The organism is Rhizobium esperanzae (genome assembly GCF_002204185.1).
GTDB lineage: Bacteria > Pseudomonadota > Alphaproteobacteria > Rhizobiales > Rhizobiaceae > Rhizobium > Rhizobium esperanzae.
Map to the genome: position 1 here is coordinate 35,900 of NZ_MXPU01000012.1, position 21,100 is coordinate 56,999.

General features: G+C 61.3%; 19 protein-coding genes. 6 read left to right on the top strand and 13 right to left on the bottom strand.

What is annotated here, in order from left to right:
* The first annotated feature begins 81 nt into the window (after positions 1-81).
* On the top strand, positions 82-1,617 hold the full coding sequence (locus B5E41_RS18375; protein ID WP_064810556.1) for a sensor histidine kinase: 1,536 nt from the start codon (positions 82-84) through the stop codon (positions 1,615-1,617).
* A 105-nt stretch (positions 1,618-1,722) separates the two neighbouring features.
* Here B5E41_RS18375 and B5E41_RS18380 read toward each other — a convergent pair whose 3' ends face one another.
* Both B5E41_RS18380 and cobT read right to left on the bottom strand, forming a co-directional pair.
* Positions 1,723-2,106: a diacylglycerol kinase gene (locus B5E41_RS18380; protein ID WP_088395549.1), complete on the bottom strand. Its 384-nt coding sequence runs from the start codon at positions 2,104-2,106 to the stop codon at positions 1,723-1,725.
* 115 nt (positions 2,107-2,221) lie between these two features.
* A complete protein-coding gene (cobT, locus tag B5E41_RS18385; RefSeq protein ID WP_088395550.1) occupies positions 2,222-3,238 on the bottom strand; it encodes a nicotinate-nucleotide--dimethylbenzimidazole phosphoribosyltransferase in 1,017 nt (338 codons plus the stop codon).
* A 159-nt stretch (positions 3,239-3,397) separates the two neighbouring features.
* On the opposite strand from cobT, the gene B5E41_RS18390 reads away from it, so the two are divergent.
* Genes B5E41_RS18390 through B5E41_RS18400 form a run of 3 tightly spaced genes read left to right on the top strand, consistent with a single transcriptional unit; the run spans position 3,398 to position 5,112 of the window.
* The gene (locus B5E41_RS18390) at positions 3,398-4,180 is read left to right on the top strand and encodes an adenosylcobinamide-GDP ribazoletransferase (protein ID WP_088395551.1); all 783 of its coding nucleotides are present in this window, start codon (positions 3,398-3,400) and stop codon (positions 4,178-4,180) included.
* An 18-nt stretch (positions 4,181-4,198) separates the two neighbouring features.
* Positions 4,199-4,414 (top strand): DUF1289 domain-containing protein, encoded by a 216-nt coding sequence (locus B5E41_RS18395; protein WP_088395552.1) that lies wholly within the window; start codon positions 4,199-4,201, stop codon positions 4,412-4,414.
* Positions 4,411-5,112, top strand: a complete 702-nt coding sequence (locus B5E41_RS18400; RefSeq protein WP_088395553.1) for a TIGR02281 family clan AA aspartic protease — start codon at positions 4,411-4,413, stop codon at positions 5,110-5,112. Before B5E41_RS18395 ends, B5E41_RS18400 begins: the two co-directional genes overlap by 4 nt.
* A 47-nt stretch (positions 5,113-5,159) precedes the next feature.
* On the opposite strand, the gene B5E41_RS18405 is transcribed toward B5E41_RS18400, so the two are convergent.
* On the bottom strand, positions 5,160-6,443 hold the full coding sequence (locus B5E41_RS18405) for an MFS transporter (protein ID WP_088395554.1): 1,284 nt from the start codon (positions 6,441-6,443) through the stop codon (positions 5,160-5,162).
* A gap of 436 nt (positions 6,444-6,879) precedes the next feature.
* On the opposite strand from B5E41_RS18405, the gene B5E41_RS18410 reads away from it, so the two are divergent.
* Positions 6,880-7,317: an EamA family transporter gene (locus B5E41_RS18410; RefSeq protein ID WP_088395678.1), complete on the top strand. Its 438-nt coding sequence runs from the start codon at positions 6,880-6,882 to the stop codon at positions 7,315-7,317.
* Between the two features lie 22 nt (positions 7,318-7,339).
* Here the strand turns inward: B5E41_RS18410 and B5E41_RS18415 are convergent, their stop codons facing one another.
* Positions 7,340-7,762 carry a hypothetical protein gene (locus B5E41_RS18415; protein WP_088395679.1) on the bottom strand — a complete coding sequence of 141 codons (423 nt, stop codon included), beginning with the start codon at positions 7,760-7,762 and terminating at the stop codon, positions 7,340-7,342.
* Between the two features lie 259 nt (positions 7,763-8,021).
* Between B5E41_RS18415 and B5E41_RS18420 the strand changes: the two genes are divergently transcribed.
* Positions 8,022-8,957: a LysR family transcriptional regulator gene (locus B5E41_RS18420; RefSeq protein ID WP_088395555.1), complete on the top strand. Its 936-nt coding sequence runs from the start codon at positions 8,022-8,024 to the stop codon at positions 8,955-8,957.
* Here the strand turns inward: B5E41_RS18420 and B5E41_RS18425 are convergent.
* The 9 genes from B5E41_RS18425 to B5E41_RS18465 form a co-directional block, all read right to left on the bottom strand.
* Positions 8,908-9,645 (bottom strand): SDR family oxidoreductase, encoded by a 738-nt coding sequence (locus B5E41_RS18425; RefSeq protein WP_088395556.1) that lies wholly within the window; start codon positions 9,643-9,645, stop codon positions 8,908-8,910. The genes B5E41_RS18420 and B5E41_RS18425 overlap by 50 nt on opposite strands.
* A gap of 106 nt (positions 9,646-9,751) precedes the next feature.
* Positions 9,752-10,513, bottom strand: a complete 762-nt coding sequence (locus B5E41_RS18430) for an ABC transporter permease (protein WP_064803152.1) — start codon at positions 10,511-10,513, stop codon at positions 9,752-9,754.
* Positions 10,510-11,436 (bottom strand): ABC transporter ATP-binding protein, encoded by a 927-nt coding sequence (locus B5E41_RS18435; RefSeq protein ID WP_088395557.1) that lies wholly within the window; start codon positions 11,434-11,436, stop codon positions 10,510-10,512. Before B5E41_RS18435 ends, B5E41_RS18430 begins: the two co-directional genes overlap by 4 nt.
* Before the next feature lie 706 nt (positions 11,437-12,142).
* Positions 12,143-13,756 (bottom strand): glycoside hydrolase family 43 protein, encoded by a 1,614-nt coding sequence (locus B5E41_RS18440; protein WP_088395558.1) that lies wholly within the window; start codon positions 13,754-13,756, stop codon positions 12,143-12,145.
* 226 nt (positions 13,757-13,982) lie between these two features.
* A complete protein-coding gene (mgrA, locus tag B5E41_RS18445) occupies positions 13,983-15,014 on the bottom strand; it encodes an L-glyceraldehyde 3-phosphate reductase (RefSeq protein ID WP_088395559.1) in 1,032 nt (343 codons plus the stop codon).
* Between the two features lie 279 nt (positions 15,015-15,293).
* Positions 15,294-16,427 (bottom strand): Gfo/Idh/MocA family protein, encoded by a 1,134-nt coding sequence (locus B5E41_RS18450; protein ID WP_088395560.1) that lies wholly within the window; start codon positions 16,425-16,427, stop codon positions 15,294-15,296.
* An 8-nt stretch (positions 16,428-16,435) separates the two neighbouring features.
* A complete protein-coding gene (locus B5E41_RS18455) occupies positions 16,436-17,197 on the bottom strand; it encodes a sugar phosphate isomerase/epimerase family protein (protein WP_088395561.1) in 762 nt (253 codons plus the stop codon).
* Between the two features lie 38 nt (positions 17,198-17,235).
* On the bottom strand, positions 17,236-19,695 hold the full coding sequence (locus B5E41_RS18460) for a beta-mannosidase (protein ID WP_088395562.1): 2,460 nt from the start codon (positions 19,693-19,695) through the stop codon (positions 17,236-17,238).
* Between the two features lie 294 nt (positions 19,696-19,989).
* Positions 19,990-21,096: an ABC transporter ATP-binding protein gene (locus B5E41_RS18465; RefSeq protein WP_088395563.1), complete on the bottom strand. Its 1,107-nt coding sequence runs from the start codon at positions 21,094-21,096 to the stop codon at positions 19,990-19,992.
* Between the last annotated feature and the right edge of the window lie 4 nt (positions 21,097-21,100).

The window sequence follows — 21,100 nt, forward strand, 5'->3', positions numbered from 1 at the left end:
CCTTGGCAAAGATGGCAAACATCTTCTTAAGAATTGCCGGTTAAGCTCTTATCCACCCAGGGGTGAAGTTTCAACGTGCACATGAGTACCGGCGTAAGCACATCGACTGACAAGATTATCGTCGACAGGTCGCGCAGCCACCGCAACAAGGCCGTTTCCAAGGCCGTGCGGCAGACGCGCGAACGTCTTCAGTCCGGTCATGCGTCCAATTCCGCCTTCGACCGTGACGTACTCAAGATGTATATAGCATCGATGATGCAGGGCGCGACGATCATGCCGCTCTTCGTCGTCATCATCACCGCCCTCGGCGTCTATTTCACTCAAGATACCCAATTGCTCTTCTGGGCGCTGCTGACGCTCACCTGTCACACCGGCAACATCTTGCTCGCCCGGCGCGCGCGCCGACAGGAGATCACCTCCGAGAGCGCCCGCAAATGGCGCCGCCTTCTGCTCGCCGGCCAATTCCTGGTCGGCTGCTGCTGGGCCGTCTTCGCACTGCAGGGGTGCGACACCTGCGAGCCGTCCAGCTTCATTCTCTATAAGGGCGCAACATTGCTGATTGCGCTTTCCGTCACGGCGATGTCGAACTTCATGCTGACGCCAGCCGTGCTGGTCGCCTTCGCGCCGGCAGTCCTGGCGCTTGGCGCCAAGAGCGGCCTGTCACGCGACCTCCTCGAAATCAGCCTGACCGGGCTCTTCACCACCACCCTTGTCTTCTTCAACTATATCAGCGACCGGCTGTTCAAATCCAACCTCAGGATCCTCTCCTACCAGTCGGAGAAGGACGACCTGATCGCCGAGCTGGAAGTGGCGAAATCGATGTCGGACGAGGCGCGCCGCCGCGCCGAAGAGGCAAACCTCGCCAAGTCCCGTTTCCTTGCCTCCATGTCGCACGAGCTCAGGACGCCGCTCAACGCCATCCTTGGCTTCTCCGAGGTGATGTCGGCCGAAGTCATGGGACCGCTCGCCAATCCGACCTATAAAGAATACGCCGGCGATATCCACCGCTCCGGCCAGCATCTGCTCGATCTCATCAATGAAATCCTCGACCTGTCGCGCATCGAGGCCGGCAAATACGAACTGAGCGAAGAAGCGATCTCGCTTCTTGATATTACCGAGGATTGCATAGGCATGGTCCAGCTGCGCGCCCGAGCCAAGAATATCGCCATTTCGGATCAGTTCGAGCGGCAGCTGCCAGCCATCTGGGCGGACGAGAAGTCGATGCGCCAGGTGGTGCTCAATCTCCTCTCCAATGCCGTCAAATTCACGCCGCAGGGCGGCGAAATCCATGTCAAGGTTGGTTGGACGGCCGGCGGCGGACAGTACATCTCGATCAAGGACAACGGCCCCGGCATTCCGGAAGAAGAGATTCCCGTCGTCCTCTCGGCCTTCGGCCAAGGCTCGATCGCCATCAAGAGCGCCGAACAAGGCACCGGCCTCGGCCTGCCGATCGTTCAGGCGATCCTTGCCAAGCATGACGGACAGTTCCTGCTGAAATCGAAGCTGCGTGAAGGCACCGAGGTCATCGCCATCCTGCCCGCCAAGCGCGTGCTCCAGAGCCTGCCGGCTGTCGAAGAGGCTCAGGCTGTCGCGCGCAAGCGCAAGAGTTTTGCCTAATGCATGTCGCCCGGAAGTGTGCGGCGGTTCCCCGATAACGACATGCATAAAAACAAGGAGCTAAAGCGCGTCTCATGAATCAGGTTTCATGCGACGCGCTTTAGTTCAACTGAAAAACAGATGCTTGCCGAGCACGAATCCGAGATAGAGGCAGCAGGCGGCGATCATACAGGTCACCGCGAAGGAACCGAGATCCTTGGCATGTTTGCCGACGATCGAAATCTCCGGTGAAATCCGGTCGATCACCTCTTCAACAGCGGTATTCATCGCCTCCATCGAAAACAGCCCGAGGAACAGCAGCACCGCGACGACGATCTCACCGAAAGTGGCCCCCACCAGCGCCAGCCCCGCCAGCGAAACGAGGAAGAAACCGAGCTCCTGGCGGAAGGCCGCCTCTTTCAGCACGCGCAGGAAACCTGCCCAGGAATAGCTGGCCGCGGCGATGAAATGTCGAAATCCGGTCTGCTTCGTCACCGCCGGCTTCGTCAAGATTGATCCCCCAGAGCATGCCGCGCAAAAGTGTGCAGCGGTTTTGCGATAACGACATGCGTAAAACAAGGAATTAAAGCGCGGGCCAAGCGAATCTGAAAGATCGCGACGCGCTTTAATGCTTATTGCTCACGCCTGCCTGGGCAAACGTCGCCATGCCGGAATGGCAGGCAGCGGCGGCCTTGACGATGCCGGCGGCAAGCGCCGCACCAGTGCCTTCGCCAAGCCGCATGCCGAGCGCCAGGATCGGTGTCTTGCCGAGCATCTCGATCGCGCGCAGATGACCGGGCTCGCTGGAGACATGGCCGATCAGGCAATGATCGAGCGCGGAGGGATTGGCGGCTTTCAGGATCGCCGCTGCGGCAGTCGCGACATAGCCGTCGATCAGCACCGGTATGCGCTCCATCCGGGCGGCAAGGATGGCGCCGGCCATCGCCGCGATCTCGCGGCCGCCAAGCCGCCGCATGATCTCCAGGGGATCGTCGAGATGGTCGCTATGCAGCTCCACCGCCTTTTCCACCGCAGCGATCTTGCGCTCGAGCATCTCGCCTTCCGAACCGGTGCCGGGTCCGACCCAGTCGCGCGCCGAACCGCCGTAGAGCGCATAGTTGATCGCCGCCGCAATCGTCGTGTTGCCGATGCCCATCTCGCCAATGCAGAGCAGGTCGGTGCCACCGGCGATCGCCTCCATGCCAAAGGCCATGGTCGCGGCGCAGTCGCGCTCGGAAAGCGCGGCTTCCTCGGTAATATCGCCCGTGGGGTAATCGAGCGCCAGATCGAAGACTTTCAGCCCGAGATCATAAGCGACACAGATTTGGTTGATCGCAGCTCCACCGGCTGCAAAATTCTCGACCATTTGCTGCGTCACCGCAGGCGGAAAGGGTGTGATGCCCTGTCTGGTGACACCGTGATTGCCGGCGAAGATCGCCACCAGCGGCCGGTTGACGGCCGGTTGGCGGCCCGTCCAGGCGGCAAGCCAGAAGGCAATCTCCTCGAGCCGCCCGAGCGCACCCGGCGGCTTGGTCAGCTGCGCGTCGCGTTCGCGTGCGGCCACCAGTGCGCGGGCATCCGGCCCCGGCAGGTCCCGGAGCAGGGTACGGAAATCGTCGAACGGCAGGCCTGAAACGCTCATCTGTGCGGTTTTCCTATGAATTCGGCTATTCTTGTTTTCTCGCAAACCACTTGTTTGCGTCGAGCAAATCAGCTTCTTTGCGGTGGCTCTCTCTTAAAGCCGGCGGACGAAGCGAACAACATCAAAAGCGCCGCAGCCCCTCCGGCAGAACGAAACAGAATGAAGATCAAGGACTATGCGGTCGATACCGCCCGCGCCGTCGCCTTTTTGAGCCGTCTTCCGATGCCGCCGGCGCTGTTCGAAGGCTATGACGGCAGGCTCGGCCGCCTGGTGCGCGCCTTTCCCCTCGCCGGTGTTATCATCGGCTTCGTCCCGGCGCTCGCCCTCCTCCTTCTTTCAGGCCTGCGCGCCGATCCACTGGTGGCGGCCCTGATCACGCTTTCCGTCCAGGCTCTTGCCACAGGCGCACTGCACGAAGACGGCTTGGCCGACACGGCCGACGGCATCGGCGGCGGCAAGAACCGCGAACAGAGCCTCATCATCATGAAGGACAGCCGGATCGGCACCTACGGCGCGATAGCGCTGATCCTCTCTTTCGCGATCCGTGCGGCCGCACTCGCCGCCATTGTTCGCCAATCCTCGCCGCTCGCCGCAACCCTTGCCGTTCTCGCCGTCGCAGCACTCAGCCGTGGCGCTATCGCCTGGCATTGGCAACGGCTGCCGGCCGCAAAGGCCAATGGCGTGGCCGCCTCGACCGGCCAGCCGAATGAGGCGGCGATGCATTTTGCGCTCGTCTCAGCCGGTCTGCTCGCAGCACTTCTGATCTGGCCGGCATTCGGCCTGCGGCCGCTCGTCGCCAGCCTCCTCGCCGCCGGCGTTGCCGGATTTGTCTTCACGACTCTCATCCGTCGCAAGCTTGCCGGCCACACCGGCGACACGCTGGGCGCCACGCAGCAGATTTGCGAAATCGCCACCCTTTGCGCCCTTGCCACCACTCTTTGAAACTCCGATATATCAGCCATGCAAACACCCTGCATTCACGTCTGCTCCATGGTTCCAGCCACCGGATTTTGCGGCGGTTGCGGCCGCACTCTTCAGGAAATCGGTGGCTGGATGAACTATACCGATGCCGAACGGCGCGGGATCATGGCGCAGCTGCCGGCGAGGCTCGCAACCGCCGCGGCGACCAGCCGAACGAAAACAAGCCTCGCCGAGCCGCCGGGGCGGCCTTCATGATCCGTTTCACCGTCATTCTCGTCGTGATCGGCATCGGTCTTGCCGTGCTGATCCTCAACGGCGACAGCGGCCGCGTCCTCGGCCTGCAAAGCGACGATTTCGGCCGCGTCGTCTACCTGCTGCCGATCGCACTGATGCTGTCGGCGGGCATCTGGGGAAGCCGGCGCAGCGTCGGCGAAACCATGCGCCAGATGATGATATGGCTGGTGATCATCCTGGCGCTCGTCACCGTCTATCTCTATCGCCAGGAAGCGCTCGGGGTCGGCAACCGGGTGCTCGCCGGCCTCGTTCCCGGCCGCGCCGTCGTTGTCACGACGAGCGAGGGTGGCGAGGAAATCATCCTGCACAAGCTGTTGAACGGCCATTTCGAAGCCGACGTCAATGTCAATGGCCGACCGGTCGAGATGCTCGTCGACACCGGCTCCAGCATGGTCGCGCTCTCGCACGAGGATGCCGAACGCATCGGCATCGATCTCACCGGCCTCACCTACTCGATGACGGTCATGACCGCCAACGGCCGCAGCCGCGCAGCCCCCGTCACGCTCGATCAGGTGGCGATCGGTCCGATCGTTCGCAACAATGTCGCAGCCAGCGTTGCCGAGGAGGGTCGGCTCGACCAGAGCCTGCTCGGCATGAGCTTCTTGGAAACGCTGGGCTCCATGCAGATGCAGACCGACGAACTGCGCCTGCGGGATTGAACCCTGGCGTCGCAGCGCTCACCATCTGCCGCCTTCGATAGCGGACCTCACCCGAACCGTCGGGTTTCGGCAGGCTCTCCATGCGGAGCGGCCCGAGCAATCCGCCCGTCGATGAACGCCGCCGAAAGCGCGGCCAAGAGGGCGAGCGATGCCGAGGTCAGCAACATCGCGAACAGTGTCGGAATCGCGCCGGCCTCCCGGAGAAACAGCCCGGCGATCGAAGCGATTAGCGCGCCGCCGGCGATCGACATGGCAGCGGCAAGGCCGGCAGCTGTGCCGGCGAGATTGGCGCGAACCGACATCACCCCCAGATTGGCGGCCGGAAAGGTCAAGCCATTGCCAATGCCGATGAACATGCAGGGTCCGAAAAACGCCAGAATATGCGTCACGCCTGAGATCGACAGGCTCAACCCCAGCAGCAGACCCATGCAGGTCGATAGGCGCGCAATGACGAGCGTGATGCTGAGCGATTTTTCGGTCAATCGGGCAGCCAGATAGCTGCCCAGAATGAACCCTGCGGGAACCATCCCCATGAATAAACCCAGTTTCGCGCTCGATCCGCCGAGCAACGTGCCGACGGCCAAAGATGCGCCTCCGAGAAGGATGTAAAGAGTGCCGGTGGAGCAGGCCATGCACAGCGTATAGGCCCAGAACCGCGGCGAACTCAGGAGGTGCCGATAAGAGGCAAGGTAGTTGCCTCTCGGTCTCGACGCATGCCCCGCCGTTTCCTTCAGCTCGCGCATGGAAATCGCAAGGATGGCTGCGCCAAGCAGCGCAAGAGCAGCGAAGATCGCCCGCCATCCAAACGCTTCGTCCAGGACGCCGCCGAAACTCGGGCCGAGCATTGGGGCAATTGCCCAACCCATGGCGGCGTAACCAATCCTGTTGGCAGCCTGGCCTTCGCCCGCCGTCTCCTTGATGACGACAAGAGCGACGCAGAAACAGGCGGCGATCGACGCCTGCATCACGCGAAACAACAGGAAAATGCCGATGTTGGGAGCGAGCGCGCAGCCGATGGAGGCGACGATGAAAATCGAAACGGCGATCAGCGCCACCGGCCGGCGTCCGTAGCGATCCGACATCGCGCCCGCGACAATTTCCGTTACTGCGTTGATGATCGCATAGCCGGCAATCGAAAGATTGACCAGGGCGAAATCGGCCCGAAACGTGGCAGCGATGTTTGGCAGCGCCGGCAGATATATGTTGACCGGCAATACCGATAGCGCCGTCAGCAGCAGGAGGATCGTGCGTCGGGGTGCCGCCGTCGATGTCGTGACCGTTTTCTCGGTCAGGCGGCTGCCGGAAGTCTGAACGGAATTATTGCCTGTCATGGTCCTGCCCGTCTTGTCAGCGAGATTTGTGGAGAGTCTGTCGAGGCGAGGCGAAATTCAGGGCACAAAAAAAGCCCCGTCAGGAGCTTGATCTACCGCGCATGGGGCTGATCGCCGGATGGTTACACCACCCTGCCCATGCGCTTTATCACCACGACAAGAACCATTGCGATCTTCATGGCCGCTATGGCTAGACGAATATTTCTACCCCGTCAACGTGAGGTTTCACCGCCCGTTGGAAATGCAAGCCAGCCAACCCGTGCGCCAATGGCGCGATGCAGCTTTACGGCACGGGCCGGATCTGTCACCTTCACCCGCAAAACAACAAGACCACAAAGAGCAAGAAGAAACTCCTAGTCTGGTGGCACCCCGCATGTTCGATCGGCCATCGCTTCGGGCGATGGCTTTGACCTATGGGTGCGACAGGAGTTTCGCGATGAATTCACTCTGGCCGATCATCGTCGGCGGCGTCCTGCCCGCCATTTTCTGGGGCATCACCGCCATCTTCCAGAAGCAGAGCGCCACGGCCGCCACCGGCTCCGCCGTCTATCTGATCGCCTTCGGCACCGCCTGTGCTATCGCCGGCCTGATCGCGACGCTGGTCTGGCGTCCCGCTCCCTGGAGCCTGGAGGGCCTTGGTTTGGCCGCGACCGCCGGCACCTGCTTCGCCCTCGGCACCGGCCTGATCAGCTTCGCGCTCTTCGCTTACGGCGTTCCCGTCTCGAAACTCGCGCCGATCTGGAGCTGCAACGTGCTGGTGACGCTCACCATCGGCGCCCTTTACCTCGGCGAGGCCTCAGAGATCAACACAGGCAAGCTCGCCGCCGGCACCCTCCTCATTCTCTCAGGCGCTCTCCTCGTCAGCAGCGCCTGAGGGGAATGCGCAAGATAAGACATCAATAGGAGACAAGGACTTTGCCGATAATAGGTCGCTGCCTTACAACCAGCGGAACCGCGATACCGAAATCGGACTCACCTAAAAAGATGTCGGCGGTAACTCGCCGGCCGGAAAAATCGATGCGCGATCGCGAACCCCCGAAGGAACAGGGATCAGTCGAGCAATAGATGCGCAGTTCACCCCCCTTCAAGCCCGAAGAGACCGTAATCGCGAGATGGACGGCGGAATTGGCATGGTCGACAAGGTCGCAAGAAACATCCGGGACGCATGATACCTCAGCAGAGATCGGCTCGTTTTGCCCCATGACCACGGCATAAGTAACTTTGACGGGCGCTGCGGCCTCGTGCGACCGGATTTCTTGTGGGTTTAAGCAAAGGAGCGTGGCAATCGCGAAGAATTCAAACACGCTGCTGGTGATCATCCCCTTGCCCCCGCGACTGATAACAGCAACGCTGGACATTTTCCGTGTTAAAATTGCGGCGTTTCCTAGAGCATGATGCCGAAAAGTGTGAGCGGTTTTCGGCCGACATCGTGCTCTAACTCTTTAATTCAGAACAGGATTCAGATTTTTAGGGCCAACCGGGCCTAAAAATCTGAATCCTGTTCTAACCAAACGCTGCTTCATTGCCGCCCGGTCCTCTTTGTTGATATTCTACGCCTGCGCAATGCCGGAACCTGACATGACTCCACGACAACTGAAGACATTCCTTGCGGTCATCCGCCACGGAAACCTCACGCGCGCCGCTGCCGAAGTCAACCTCGCCCAGTCGAGCCTCAGCGACCAGATCCAGGCGCTCGAAGAGGAATTGGGCGCCGAGCTGTTTGTCCGATCCCGGCAAGGCGTCGTCCCGACGCCGGCAGGAGCAGCTTTGAAGGCCTATGCGGAAGAGATCTTGGCGCTGAATGGCGAGGCGAAGGACGCCGTCCGCTCGGCCGCCGGCAATGCCGAACAATCAGTCATATTGGGCACGCTCGAAACCATCGCCGCTGAAAGGCTGGCACCCTGGCTCTCCCGCTTCCGTCGGCAGAATCCCGGCCTCGCTCTCAAACTCAAGGTTGGCGGCAGTGGCGAATTGCATGCGCAATTGCAGCACGGCTCGATCGACGTCGCCTTCACCTTCGATCGCGGCCATGAGGACGAGCGCTTCGCGACGCGCCATATCTGCAGCGAACCGCTGGTGTTGATCGCGGGCCGCAACGCGCAGCTATCCTCATTTGACAGCCTGGCGGCGCTGAGCACCACCCACTTTGTGGCGACCGAAGCCGGCTGCGTCTATCGCCATCTGTTCGATACTGCCTTTGCCGAAGCGGGCGTGACGCCGCCGCCCATCGCGACGGAAGCAGACAGCATTGCGACGATCATTCGCCTCGTTGCCTCCGGCACCGGCTATGGGCTTGTCCCACGCCTCGCAATCGGGCTGTCTCCGGCGCGGAGCGATATCGTCGAATTGTCGTGGCCGGGCAAACCGCCAGCCGCTTCGTTGGTGATGACGTGGCGGCGCCGGCGCGTTCAGCCATCGGCGCTCGCCCTTATCCTGCAGTCAGCAAGCGAACATCTCTCGCCGGTCAAACCAGCCGATGTCCACCCTCGACATGCAGGATCGTGCCCGTCGTAAAACCGTTGCCGATGAGAAAACGGATTGCGTCGGCAATATCCTCCGGCTGCCCGACCCGGCCCGCCGGCAGGCGCTCCGCCATCGCGTCCAGCGTTGTTTGTTTGGCGTCGCCGGCGACAAAGCCCCAGATCGGCGTATCGACCCATCCGGGCGATACGGCATTGATGCGGATCGGAGCCAACTCGACGGCAAGCGCTCTCACCAGGCCTTCAAGCGCCGCGTTGACGGCTGCGACCACTGAGCCACGCGCTGCCGGTCGATAGGCGGCGACCCCCGAGGTATAAGTGATGGATCCCAGAGGCGACAGATGGGCGGCACCATGCTTTGCCAGCAGCAGCGGTCCGTAGAACTTGCTTTCAACCACCCGTTGCGCCGCCGCCAGTTCGATCGACGGCACGAGCTGATAAGCGCCTTCGATATCGGCCGCCGTGCTGACGATATGATCCAGCGGTTCGCCGTGCTGAAACAGCGCGGCGACCTCTTCCTCCCGGGCTATATCGACGGCACGTGTCGCGAGTTTCGGATGGTCGCCGAGGTGGCGGCGGGCTGCCGCGAGCCTCTCCCGGCTGCGCCCCGCGATCGTCACCGACGCTCCCTCGGCAAGCAGGCGCATGGCAAGCGCCAGTCCCATGCCGGAACTGCCACCGACAATCAACACCTTCGCACCTTCCATCCTGATCGCAGTCATCGCACATCTCCATTTGAATGAGAGAGCAGATGCCCCCGACGGTAGCGGAAGAAAAACGGAAGAAATCGATAGCGTCATCGGAGTTTCCGATGACGCACGGTCAGCGTCAGTTGCGCAGCCGGTATCCGGTCTTGAAGATCCAGCCCAGCGTTCCCAGGCAGATCGCCAGGAACACGGTGATCATCGCCAGGCTGATCGCCGGGTTGACATCGGCGATCCCGTAAAAACTCCAGCGGAAGCCGCTGACGAGGTAGAGGACCGGGTTGAAGTGGCTGACCGCTTGCCAGAAGGGCGGCAGCATGCTGACAGAATAGAAACTGCCGCCGAGGAAGGTCAGCGGCGGCACGACAAGCATGGGAATGAGGTTCAGCTGCTCGAAATTGCCGGCCCAGATGCCAATCATGAAGCCGAACAGGCTGAAAGTGATCGCAGTCAGCAGGAAGAACAGGATCATCATGAAAGGATGTTCGATCCTGACGTCGACGAAGAGATTGGCGGTTAAAAGAATGATGACGCCGATGATCAGGCCCTTGGTGGCCGCCGCCCCGACATAACCGAGCAGTATCTCCGTCATCGCCACGGGCGCCGACAGCACCTCATAGATCGTGCCGGTGAATTTCGGGAAGTAGATTCCGAAGGAGCCGTTGCTGATGCACTGGCCGAGCAGCGTCAGCATGATGAGGCCCGGCGTGATGAAAGCACCGTAGGACACGCCTTCCACTTCCTGGATGCGCGAACCGACTGCCGCCCCGAAGACGATGAAATAAAGCGAGGTCGAGATGACAGGCGAGATGACGCTCTGCAGCAGCGTGCGGCGCGTGCGCGCCATTTCGAAGAAATAGATCGATTTGACCGCTTCGAAGTTCATTTACTCGCTCCCACCAGCGCCACGAAGATATCTTCGAGCGAACTCTGCCGCGTCGACAGATCCTTGAAATGGATATTGTTCTCGCCGAGCCGGGTCAGCAGCGTCGCGATGCTTTCCTGCTCGTTATCGGCATCGAACTCATAAGTCAGGCGGCTTCCGTCCGCTTCGAGAGTGAGGCCATTGCCGGCAAAACAATCTGGCAGCCGGCTCAGCGGTTCCGCCAGATCGAGGATGAGCTGCTTGCGGCCGAGCTTGGCCATCAACGCCGCCTTTTCCTCGACGAGCAGCAGCTCGCCGCCATTGATGACGCCGACGCGGTCGGCGATTTCCTCGGCCTCTTCGATATAATGGGTCGTCAGGATGATGGTGACGCCCGAAGCCCGGAGTTCTTCGACGACGTGCCACATGTCCTTGCGCAGCGTCACGTCGACGCCAGCGGTCGGCTCGTCAAGGAAAAGAATATCCGGTTCATGGGAAAGCGCCTTGGCGATCAGCACCCGTCGTTTCATGCCGCCGGAGAGCTGACGCAGCATGTTGTCCTTCTTGTCCCAAAGCGAGAGCGCCCGCAGCACCTTCTCGATATGCGCTGGATTGGCCTTCTTGCCATGCAGCCCGCGCGAAAAGCTCACCGTGTTGAACACCGTCTCGAACTGATCGGTCGTCAGTTCCTGCGGCACCAGTCCGATCATCGAGCGGGTCGCGCGGAAATCCTTTACGACGTCGTTGCCGGCCACCAGCACGCGGCCGCCGCTCGGATTGGCGATGCCGCAGATGATCGAGATCAGGGTCGTCTTGCCGGCGCCGTTCGGCCCGAGCAGCGCCAGGATCTCGCCCTTCTCGACATCGAGGTTGATGCCCTTCAGGGCCTCGAACCCGTTGGCATAAGTCTTCGTCAGGTTCTGAACGGAAATAATGGGGGTCATGCAGGACTCTTGCAGATGCTCAAAGTATTTCGGCCCGCTATATAGTCCCTCCGTGACGCTTTGACATCCTTCGGGAACATGAACACTGCATTCACGCCTCACCAACACCGTCGCCTTCGTCAAGCCGATCACCCATCGGTGACAGGCTGCGATAGCCGGCTTCCGATTGCCGTCGCCCGCCGCCAATTCTCCCTGAAAGAAAGGCAGCGGTCGGCTCCGCATGTCATCATCCGGTGATATTCATGCCCGATAAGAGAGCCGAGGCAAGCACCGGCATCCGCCCCGCCGCCCAGTCCTTTGCGGAGCCGTCTTACCGGTGTTCTCGTTGCGCCCTTTTCCGCTGCCTCGGCATGTAATGAAAGTTATTGTTCAGTCACCAAGCGTTTGGAACCGGCCAGTCTCCCTGTGCAGCCGCGTTCGTCTCAGCCGGCCTCTGCGCCGGCTTTTCTTTTGTACGCGCGTCGTTGCAGCGGCCGACCTCGTCCTTCGGGGCCCCTGCGGGGCACCTCAGGATAAGGTCGGAGAGAGGTCGCGGCCGTGTCAAGACATAGCAGCGAGCTTGGCGACAACGGATTTGGCGCAACCGAGCATGCCGATCTGGTCCGCAGCCAAATGGCACAACGACCAGCCCTGATGCTGAGGTGCATAGGCCAAAGGCCGAAGCCTCGAAGGACGAGGGCGGGTGGGAGGCAGTAGGTGCTACCCCTCACAATTCATCATAATTGAACCAGTCGAAATCCGCCGCCTTCCCTCGCCCAGACGTATCGAAGGCAAACACGCCGGCAAAGGCGCCGGTGAAGGAGCCGTGCTCCCCGCGCCCGCCCTCGTCGGAAATCACGCCGGCGTCGAGGACAGGACCGATCCGTTGCCAGGCGCCCTTGCCCTCCGTCTGCCAGGAGAATTGAAGGTCATTCTCGCGGATTTCCATGGCAAGCTGGACACGGCCCTCGGCCGGGATCGCGACACCGCTTTCGGCGGGAAAGCTGAGGCGGCCGTTCGGGTAGTCGCCGTTGCAGGAGAGGATGGTCACGCAGCGGCCGAGCGTTTCGTGCAGCGTCACGGCAATCGCGTGGAACTTATGGCGGTTGTAATAATGCGTCAGCCCCGCGACCTGCTGATAGGTGTCAGGCGAAAATTCGATCACGGTTTCGGCGCGGAAACTATGATGCTCCTGCCGGCGCGCGACCAGCGACTGCTCGAACCAGGAGCCGATGCTTTCGCGACCGATCAGCCTGAGATGGCCGGGACGGTCCGTCAGATTGAAGATGCGCTGGGGTTCGGGCGTACGCAGCCACTGGAAATCGGCCGGTAGCGCGCGCCCATCGAAACTGTACTCGCTGCGCATCGGCTTCTCCACCGGCGCAGCGCTGAAGGGAGCCGACACATCGACATCGGGCACTGAGGTGCCGTTTTCCAGATAGAGCCAATCATCGTCGCGCCAGACGCATTTCTGCAGGGACGTTTCGCGCCCCAGCGTGCATCGCCGTTTCGGCGGCAGCGGCCGGCCGCAGAGATGAGTGTGATAGGCCTGCCCCTCCGGTGTCTCGACATATTGGCCGTGCCCGGCCCGCTGCAGCACCGCGCCCGGATGATCCTTCGAGGTGATCAGATGCATGTTCGGATGCATCTCATACGGCCCGTCGATGCGGCGCGAGCGCGCCATGGTGACGGCGTGGTCGTAGCCGGTGCCGCCCTCGGCGGTCGTCAGATAATACCAGCCGTTCTTCTTGAAGAGATGCGGTCCTTCGACGAGGCCGAGCGGGCTGCCGGCGAAGATGTTTTTGATCGGCCCCTTCAGCGCCTTGGTCGCGGGATCCCATTCCTGCAGCAGGATGCCGTCGAAGGCGGGCGATTTCGGCGAGCCGCCGAAGCTCTGGGTTCGGTGGTTCCACTGCATGTTGACGAACCATTTGCGGCCATCGTCGTCATGGAAGAGCGAGGGATCGAAGCCGGAGGAATTGACATAGACCGGCTCGGACCATTCGCCCTCGATGGAAGGAGACGTCACGATGTAATTATGCGCATCCTTGAAATTGCCGTCGAAACGCTTGACGTCGGTATAAACAAGCCAGAAGTGCCCATCGGCATAGGAAAGACACGGCGCCCAGATGCCGCAGCTATCGGGATTGCCGCGCATGTCGAGCTGCGAGGCACGCTCCAGCGGCCGGCGCACCAGCCTCCAGTTTACAAGATCGCGAGAATGATGGATCTGCACACCCGGATACCATTCGAAGGTGGAGGTGGCGATGTAATAATCGTCGCCGACGCGGCAAATCGACGGATCGGGATTGAACCCGGGCAGGATGGGATTGCGGATCATGAACGGCCTCCTCCTAGATTGTTGCGGTACGTACGTCAGATAGGTGCGATTTAGCTCGCCTCTCCACCCTCATCTCTGTGCTTGTCACAGAGATCCAGCCGGACCAAGTCTTTGGGCCGGAAAGGCCCCTTTTCACCGCGCGCACGCGCGGTGGCTGGATTCCTGTGACAAGCACAGGAATGAGGGAGGGTGTGGCAACTGCTGCCACATCCTCCGGTTGTTTTGCCTAATCCCGCTCGGCCGACCTCGCCCAGAGATTGATATCAGCCTCACGGGCATACACATCGATCTCCTTCAGCTCCTCAGCCGAAAACTCAATATTATCCAGCGCCTTGACGCAATCGACGATCTGCGAGGACCGGCTGGCGCCGATCAGCGCCGAGGTCACCCGCCCACCGCGCAGCACCCAGGCAATCGCCATCTGCGCCAGCGTCTGGCCACGCCGTTCGGCGATCTCGTTGAGCTTCCTGATATTGTCGATGATCGAAGGACGGATGAAATCGCGCTTCAAGAAATGATTCTGCGCCGCCCGGCTGTCGGCCGGAATACCGCCGAGATACTTCGTCGTCAGCATGCCCTGAGCGAGCGGCGAGAACACAATCGAACCCATGCCGACGTCGTCGAGCGTATCGAGCAGCCTGTCGTCCTCGACCCAGCGGTTGAGCATCGAATAGCTCGGCTGATGGATCAGGCAGGGCGTGCCGAGGTCCTTGAGGATGGCGGCTGCTTCGCGGGTGCGCTGCGAATTATAGGAGGAGATGCCGACATAGAGCGCCCGGCCGGAGCGGACGATGTGGTCGAGCGCGCCGCAGGTTTCCTCGAGCGGCGTCTCCGGATCGAAGCGGTGAGAATAGAAAATGTCGACATAATCGAGACCCATGCGCTTCAGGCTCTGATCGCAGGAGGCGATCAGGTATTTGCGGCTGCCCCACTCGCCATAGGGACCCGGCCACATATCGTAGCCGGCTTTGGAGGAAATGATCAGCTCGTCGCGAAGCCCGGAAAATTCCGTGCGCAGAATTTCGCCGAAAGCGGTCTCGGCGCTGCCGGGAGGCGGGCCGTAATTGTTGGCGAGATCGAAATGAGTGATGCCGAGATCGAAGGCCGTGCGGCACATGTCGATCTTGCGGTCATGCGGCGTGTCACCGCCGAAATTGTGCCAGAGGCCTAGGGAGACGGCCGGCAGTTTCAGGCCGGAACGGCCCGTGCGGTTATATTTCATCTTCGAATAACGGTCTGCGGCCGACTGCCAGCTCATCTGAATGTCTCCTTAAAATATCTCTATGATCGTCATGCTCGGCCTTGTGCTGAGCATCTGCTGCTCTCGATAGATCCTCGGGAAGCCCGAGCGCGCGAGAACTATTGGAACAAGCGCGCTGATACGGCAAGCGAACGCGCGAGTTCCTACGGCTTCAAGAGTGCCCGCGACCAATCGATGCCGAGCATTCGCCGCCTGGTTTGCAGATCCTCGGCACAAGGCCGAGGATGACGTTCGGAGTGCGCACTTGGCGATCAGCAGACCTCAGGCGATACGTTATCACCTCAACAGCGCCAGCGCCTCTTCGATGCCAAGCGCGGCCGGCTGGGTGCAGGTCGTCGTCAGATCGATGAAGCGGCCCTCCTCGCCCGATTTCAGGATCGAGGTCATGACGTCGACGCCGTGCAGCGTGCGGTCGAGCGAGCAGCGCGCGTCGCGTCCCTCGATCAGCGCCATCGCCATATCGGCAAGGCCGGCCGTGCGGTAGTTGGCGCGCGCCCCGTTCGGGTTTTCCTGGTTGATCTTGCCGAAGGGGTGATCCCAGTCTTCCAGCGGCTTGATGTCCTTGTCGCGGCCGCTGGCCTCGACGGTGCCGCCGAAGAAGTTCGGGTCCGGTACGTAAAGCGAGCCGCCGGTGCCGTAGAGCTCCATATTGGCATGGCGGTGCGACCAGACATCCCAGCTCGCCGACAGCGTCACGGTAGCGCCGCTGACGAATTCGAGCAGCGCCTGGATCGTCGTCGGCGTCTTGACCGGGATGATTTCGCCATGACGCGGCTCACTGGTGATAGTGCGTGTCGGCGACGCCATCGAAGTCATGGCACCGACGCGTTTGACCGGGCCGATCAGATTGATCAGGTTGGCGATGTAGTAAGGGCCGAGATCGAGGATCGGGCCGCCGCCCGGCAGGAAGAAGAAATCCGGGTTCGGATGCCACATCTCCATGCCGGGGCTCATGACATAGCAGGCGCCCGAAGTGACCCGGCCGATGCCGCCATCGTCGATGAACTTGCGGGCGAGCTGATGGGCGCCGCCGAGGAAGGTGTCCGGCGCGCAGCCGACGGCAAGGTTCTTCGCCTTGGCGATGCGGCGAAGCTCCTCGCCCTGCTCCAGCGAAAGCACCAGCGGCTTTTCCGAATAGACGTGTTTTCCGGATTCGAGGATCGTCTTCGACACCGGAAAATGCGCATCCGGGATCGTCAGGTTGACGATGACGTCGATCTCGTCATTGGCGAGAAGCGCGTCGATCGTCTGTGCCTTCACGCCATATTCCTTGGCGCGGGCCTCGGCGGCCTGCACGTTGATATCGGCGCAGGCCAGCACCTTCAGCCCCTTGAAGAGCGGTGCGAGCGAGAAGTAGGTGGTGGAGATGTTGCCGCATCCGATGATGCCGACGCCAAGTTCCCTGGTCATGATGTGCCTCAATAAGTCTTGAAGGATGCAATCGAACGGCTGATGTTGCGGTCGATGTCTTTGGGATTGTCATGTTCGACGACGAAGTGCTTTGCCTTGGTGCCGCGAAGTGCTGCAATCAGCTTGGCCCACTCGACCTTGCCATGGCCGACATCGGCCCAGCCGTCCTCGTCCTTCGCCTCGCCTGCCGGGGCGATATCCTTGACGTGGACCGAAGTGATGCGAGAGCCGAGTTTCTCGATCCAGTCGAAGGGATCGGCGCCGCCGCGGATGACCCAGGCGATATCGGCTTCCCAGGAAATGTCGGGCGCGCCTTCAAAGATGCGCTCGATCGGCAGCGAGCCGTCGGCCAGCTTGACGAACTCGAAATCATGGTTGTGCCAGCCGAATTCGTAGCCGGCCTCCTTGTAAGGCTTGCTCATCTCCTGCAGCCGCTTGCCGAAGGCCGTCCAGCCGGCGGCATCCGAGGGGCGCTGTTCGGCCGCCAGGTGCGGCGCATAGATCGAGTCCATGCCGAGAATCTTGGCAATATTGAGCGACTTCTGAACTTCCTTCTCCAGGAAATCGGGGCTGAAATGGCCACTCGCCATGACCAGGCCATTCTTGTCGAGCTCGGCGCGAAGGCTTTTCAGGCCGGCATCGTCGAGATCGGCGTAGATGCCGCCGAAGCCTTCGACTTCGGCATAACCTGCCTTGCCGAGCTTCTCGAAAATCGCCGAACAGGGCTGGAAGTTACGCGCGCTATAGAGCTGGTAGCTGAGTTTCGTCATCATGTTCTCCTTGGGCCTCGTGCCCATGCTGGGGAAGATCAATCCGCCGATTGGCAGGAATGCAGGTCGTAGAACCGGAAGTCCGGCAGCTTGCCGCGTTCGAGCTGATGTGCCGGGGTGAAGGTGATGCGGCGGCTTTCGCCGGCCGCGAGATCGAAGGCGTTGTCGGAATATTTGCCATCCGTTTCGCTTTCGATCATCACGAAGAGCGCAAGTCCCTTCGCGGTGACGTTGATGTCGATCGCGCCACTCGCCTCGACATATTCATGGGTGACCGTCAGCCCTGAGGCTTCGAGCTCCAGCGCCTTATAGGTGCCGTTGACATAATGCCCCTCGCCGCCCATGCCGTTCGAGGCTGTGAATTGCCAGGCAAGCAGCGTTCCCTCGCCGATCTCGGCGACGTCGATGGTCGCAGCCGTAACCGCCGCATCCGGCGAGCAGACCGCCTGCACATCTTTCAGGTGCTTCCGCTCGCCGTTCATCGTCAGAACAGAAACTGAAAGATCGACACTGACATCGGCAAGCGTGTCGTTGACCAGCGAGAAACGGATCGTCTTGCCGTCCTCGGAGGGAATGGCCGCGACTGCCACCGGTTGGAAGAAGCGCTTGACGAGATAATGCATCGCCTTCCAGCGCCCGCCGTAATCGAGGCTCGACCAGGAAGCGACCGGCCAGGTGTCGTTGAGCTGCCAGTAGATCGTGCCCATGCAATGGGGTTTCAGCGACCGCCAATATTCCACCGCCGTCTTGATCGCCAGGCCCTGCTGGATCTGCGAGAGATAGACGAAGTTCGGGAAATCCTTGGGGAAGCGGAAATAACGGAACATCGTGCCGGCGATGCGCTCGTTGCCGCCGGCATTCTTTTGATGCAGCTCCATGACAGGAGAAGCGACGTTCATGTCCTTCTCCTCGGCATAGGTCTTGATGACAGGCAGCGAGGTATAGGACTGGAAGCCGAACTCCGAGCAGAAGCGCGGCCGCACCGAACGGTAATTGTCGAACGACTTGTTCTCGTGCCAGACCGACCAGTAATGCATGTCGCCGGAGCCGTCGGCATGCCAGGCATCGCCGAAATCGAGATAGCCGGAGGCCGGGCTCGACGGCCACCAGAGCGCGCCGGGCAGCGCCTTCTTCACCGCCTGCTCGATCGTCCGGTTGAGCCGGTCGTAGGAGACGAGATAGCGGTCGCGGTCCTTCCGTGATTCCTCGAACCAGGTGAGCGCACCGACAAGCTCGTTATCGCCGCACCACAGCGCGATCGAAGGATGCGAAGAGAGCCGGCGCACCTGGTAATCCACCTCGATCGCGACATTGTCGAGGAAGTCCTCCGTCGAGGGGTAGAGGTTGCAGGCGAACATGAAGTCCTGCCAGACGAGCAGGCCGAGCCGGTCGCAGAGATCGTAGAAATGATCCTGCTCGTAGAAGCCGCCGCCCCAGACACGGATCATGTTCATGTTGGCGGCTTTCGCCGATTGCAACAGATCTTCCGTCTTCTCGGGCGAAGACAGCGAATAGAGCGCATCGGCCGGAATCCAATTGGCGCCGCGGCAGAAGATCTCCCGGCCGTTGATCCTGAATGCAAAGCGCGCGCCCGCTGCATCCGGCGTGGTGATCAGCTCGATGGTACGGAGACCGATCTGCTTCGTCACCACCTCATCGGACAACTCGACTGAGAGCGTGTAAAGCGCCTGCTCACCGCTGCCGGACGGCCACCAGAGGCGCGCCCTGTCGATATGGAAGAGGTGATTGACCGTTGTCTCGCCCTTGACGCCGACATCGAGGCGCACGCGCTCGCCGTCGAGATCGAAATAGACCTGGGCGATGCCGGCATGCTTGGCATAGAGGCTCGCTGTCACCGTGAGATCGACGGAGCCGTCATTATTGTGGACCTGGCGGGTGACGACATGTTCGATGCGCGCCGTCTCGAGCTTCTTCAGCGCGACCGTGCCGTAGAGGCCGAACGGCGCAATGGCGATGTTCCAGTCCCAGCCGAAATGGCATTGCGGCTTGCGCAGCATGTTGCCGTCCGGGATCGGCGAATTGCCGGTGCTGTAGGGAATGTAGAAGGGCTGCTTTTTCTGCCGCTCGGCCCCGACCGCGGGGTTGGAGGCAAAGACGATGCGGATGACATTGTCACCCGATTTCAGCATGCTGGAGACATCCGGCCGGTAGCGGCGAAAGCTATTGTCGGCTTCGAGCGCCAGGAAGCCGTTGACGTAGATGCTGGCGACCGTGTCGAGATAGTCGACGTCGAGATACCAGTCGCCCTCGGCGTCGTGAAGCGTGAAGCTGCGCTCGACCGCCCATTCGCGCTCGGCGACCCACCGCACCTTCTCCTCGTTGCGGCCGAAATAGGGATCGGGGATCAGCCCGGCCCGATGCAGCGCCGTGTGCACGTCGCCGGGCAATGTGATGGCGGTACGGATTTCGCCGTCGACGGAGGTGAGCTGCCACGAACCGGAAAGGTCGATGCTGGAGGGGGGCGATAGTTGCGTCACGATTTCATTTCCGATTCACGTTTTTGAAATGGACGGCGCATAGCCGCCGTCCGGCAATTGTCGGTCGTTGCGCCCCCTTCCCGTCCGTCATGCTCGGGCTTGACGCGAGCATCCACTCGGCATCCACCAGCCGCGGCAGGCATGGATTCTCGGGTCAAGCCGGAGAATGACGGAGAGCGGAGTTGGCCTCTTGCTAAGCTCGCGCCAGCCTGGGTGGAGCGTCGGTCGAATTCATACAAACAGCCCTACAGCAAGCAGGCGGCGCCATCCCCGCCCCCGCCCGCAGAACCTCCGCTAAAGCCGCAACTCACTCTCGGCATCGAACACCGAAGCCAGCGCCATGTCGAAGCTGAGCTTCACCTTGGCCCCAACATCAAAGCGGCGCGCGCCGTTGACGCGGACCGACATCGTGTGACCGGCATGCTTCAGCCACAGAAGATTGTCCGCCCCCATCGGTTCCTCGATATCGACGGTAGCGTCATGTTCTTCGCCGCCCGCATTCTCGTTGACCTTGATGTGTTCGGGGCGGACGCCGAGCACCACCTTGCGGCCGGGCTGCAGGGTCTCGTTGGCGCCGTAGGCGGCAAGCGAGAAATTGACGCCGTTTGCGGTAAAAGCGATGCCGTCGCCTGATTTGACCAATTCGCCGTGTAGAAAATTCATCGACGGTGATCCGATGAAGCCGGCGACGAAGAGATTGCGCGGCCGGTTATAGATCGTCGTCGGATCGTCGAGCTGCTGGATGATGCCGCTCTTCATGATGGCGATGCGATCAGCCAGCGTCAGCGCCTCGATCTGGTCATGCGTCACATAGATCATCGTATTCTGCAGCGACTGGTGCAGGCGCTTGATTTCGACACGCAGTTCTGAACGCAGCTTGGCGTCAAGGTTGGACAGCGGTTCGTCGAACAGGAAGACGTCGACATCGCGCACCAGCGCCCGGCCGATCGCCACGCGCTGGCGCTGACCGCCGGATAGTTCGGCCGGCTTGCGCTTCAGGAGCGGCTGGATCTGCAGGATCTCGGCCGCACGCGCTACGCGCTTGTCGATCTCGGCCTGCGGCACCTTGGCGACGCGCAGGCCGAAGGAGAGGTTCTTCTCGACCGTCATCTGAGGATAGAGCGCATAGGACTGGAAGACCATGCCGATGCCGCGATCCTTCGGTTCTTCCCAGGTGACGTTCTTGCCCTTGATGAAGATCTGCCCTTCCGAAGCATCGAGCAGGCCGGCGATGCAATTGAGCAAGGTCGACTTGCCGCAGCCCGACGATCCAAGCAGCACCAGGAATTCGCCGTCATTGATGTCGAGGTTGAGATCCTTCAGCACGCTGACCGATCCGAAGTTCAGCGACAGATCTTTGATCGAGACGCTCGAATTAGAGACAGTTGAATTCATGTTCATGTGA

What these genes read in the sequence shown, in the direction of transcription:
- B5E41_RS18440 (WP_088395558.1), bottom strand. Translation starts at nt 13,756, where the DNA reads ATGATCCGCAATCCCATCCTGCCCGGGTTCAATCCCGATCCGTCGATT.
- B5E41_RS18415 (WP_088395679.1), bottom strand. Translation starts at nt 7,762, where the DNA reads ATGATCACCAGCAGCGTGTTTGAATTCTTCGCGATTGCCACGCTCCTT.
- cobT (WP_088395550.1), bottom strand. Translation starts at nt 3,238, where the DNA reads ATGAGCGTTTCAGGCCTGCCGTTCGACGATTTCCGTACCCTGCTCCGG.
- B5E41_RS18400 (WP_088395553.1), top strand. Translation starts at nt 4,411, where the DNA reads ATGATCCGTTTCACCGTCATTCTCGTCGTGATCGGCATCGGTCTTGCC.
- mgrA (WP_088395559.1), bottom strand. Translation starts at nt 15,014, where the DNA reads ATGAGCTGGCAGTCGGCCGCAGACCGTTATTCGAAGATGAAATATAAC.
- B5E41_RS18375 (WP_064810556.1), top strand. Translation starts at nt 82, where the DNA reads ATGAGTACCGGCGTAAGCACATCGACTGACAAGATTATCGTCGACAGG.
- B5E41_RS18465 (WP_088395563.1), bottom strand. Translation starts at nt 21,096, where the DNA reads ATGAACATGAATTCAACTGTCTCTAATTCGAGCGTCTCGATCAAAGAT.
- B5E41_RS18405 (WP_088395554.1), bottom strand. Translation starts at nt 6,443, where the DNA reads ATGACAGGCAATAATTCCGTTCAGACTTCCGGCAGCCGCCTGACCGAG.
- B5E41_RS18390 (WP_088395551.1), top strand. Translation starts at nt 3,398, where the DNA reads ATGAAGATCAAGGACTATGCGGTCGATACCGCCCGCGCCGTCGCCTTT.
- B5E41_RS18450 (WP_088395560.1), bottom strand. Translation starts at nt 16,427, where the DNA reads ATGACCAGGGAACTTGGCGTCGGCATCATCGGATGCGGCAACATCTCC.
- B5E41_RS18410 (WP_088395678.1), top strand. Translation starts at nt 6,880, where the DNA reads ATGAATTCACTCTGGCCGATCATCGTCGGCGGCGTCCTGCCCGCCATT.
- B5E41_RS18435 (WP_088395557.1), bottom strand. Translation starts at nt 11,436, where the DNA reads ATGACCCCCATTATTTCCGTTCAGAACCTGACGAAGACTTATGCCAAC.
- B5E41_RS18430 (WP_064803152.1), bottom strand. Translation starts at nt 10,513, where the DNA reads ATGAACTTCGAAGCGGTCAAATCGATCTATTTCTTCGAAATGGCGCGC.
- B5E41_RS18395 (WP_088395552.1), top strand. Translation starts at nt 4,199, where the DNA reads ATGCAAACACCCTGCATTCACGTCTGCTCCATGGTTCCAGCCACCGGA.
- B5E41_RS18425 (WP_088395556.1), bottom strand. Translation starts at nt 9,645, where the DNA reads ATGACTGCGATCAGGATGGAAGGTGCGAAGGTGTTGATTGTCGGTGGC.
- B5E41_RS18455 (WP_088395561.1), bottom strand. Translation starts at nt 17,197, where the DNA reads ATGACGAAACTCAGCTACCAGCTCTATAGCGCGCGTAACTTCCAGCCC.
- B5E41_RS18420 (WP_088395555.1), top strand. Translation starts at nt 8,022, where the DNA reads ATGACTCCACGACAACTGAAGACATTCCTTGCGGTCATCCGCCACGGA.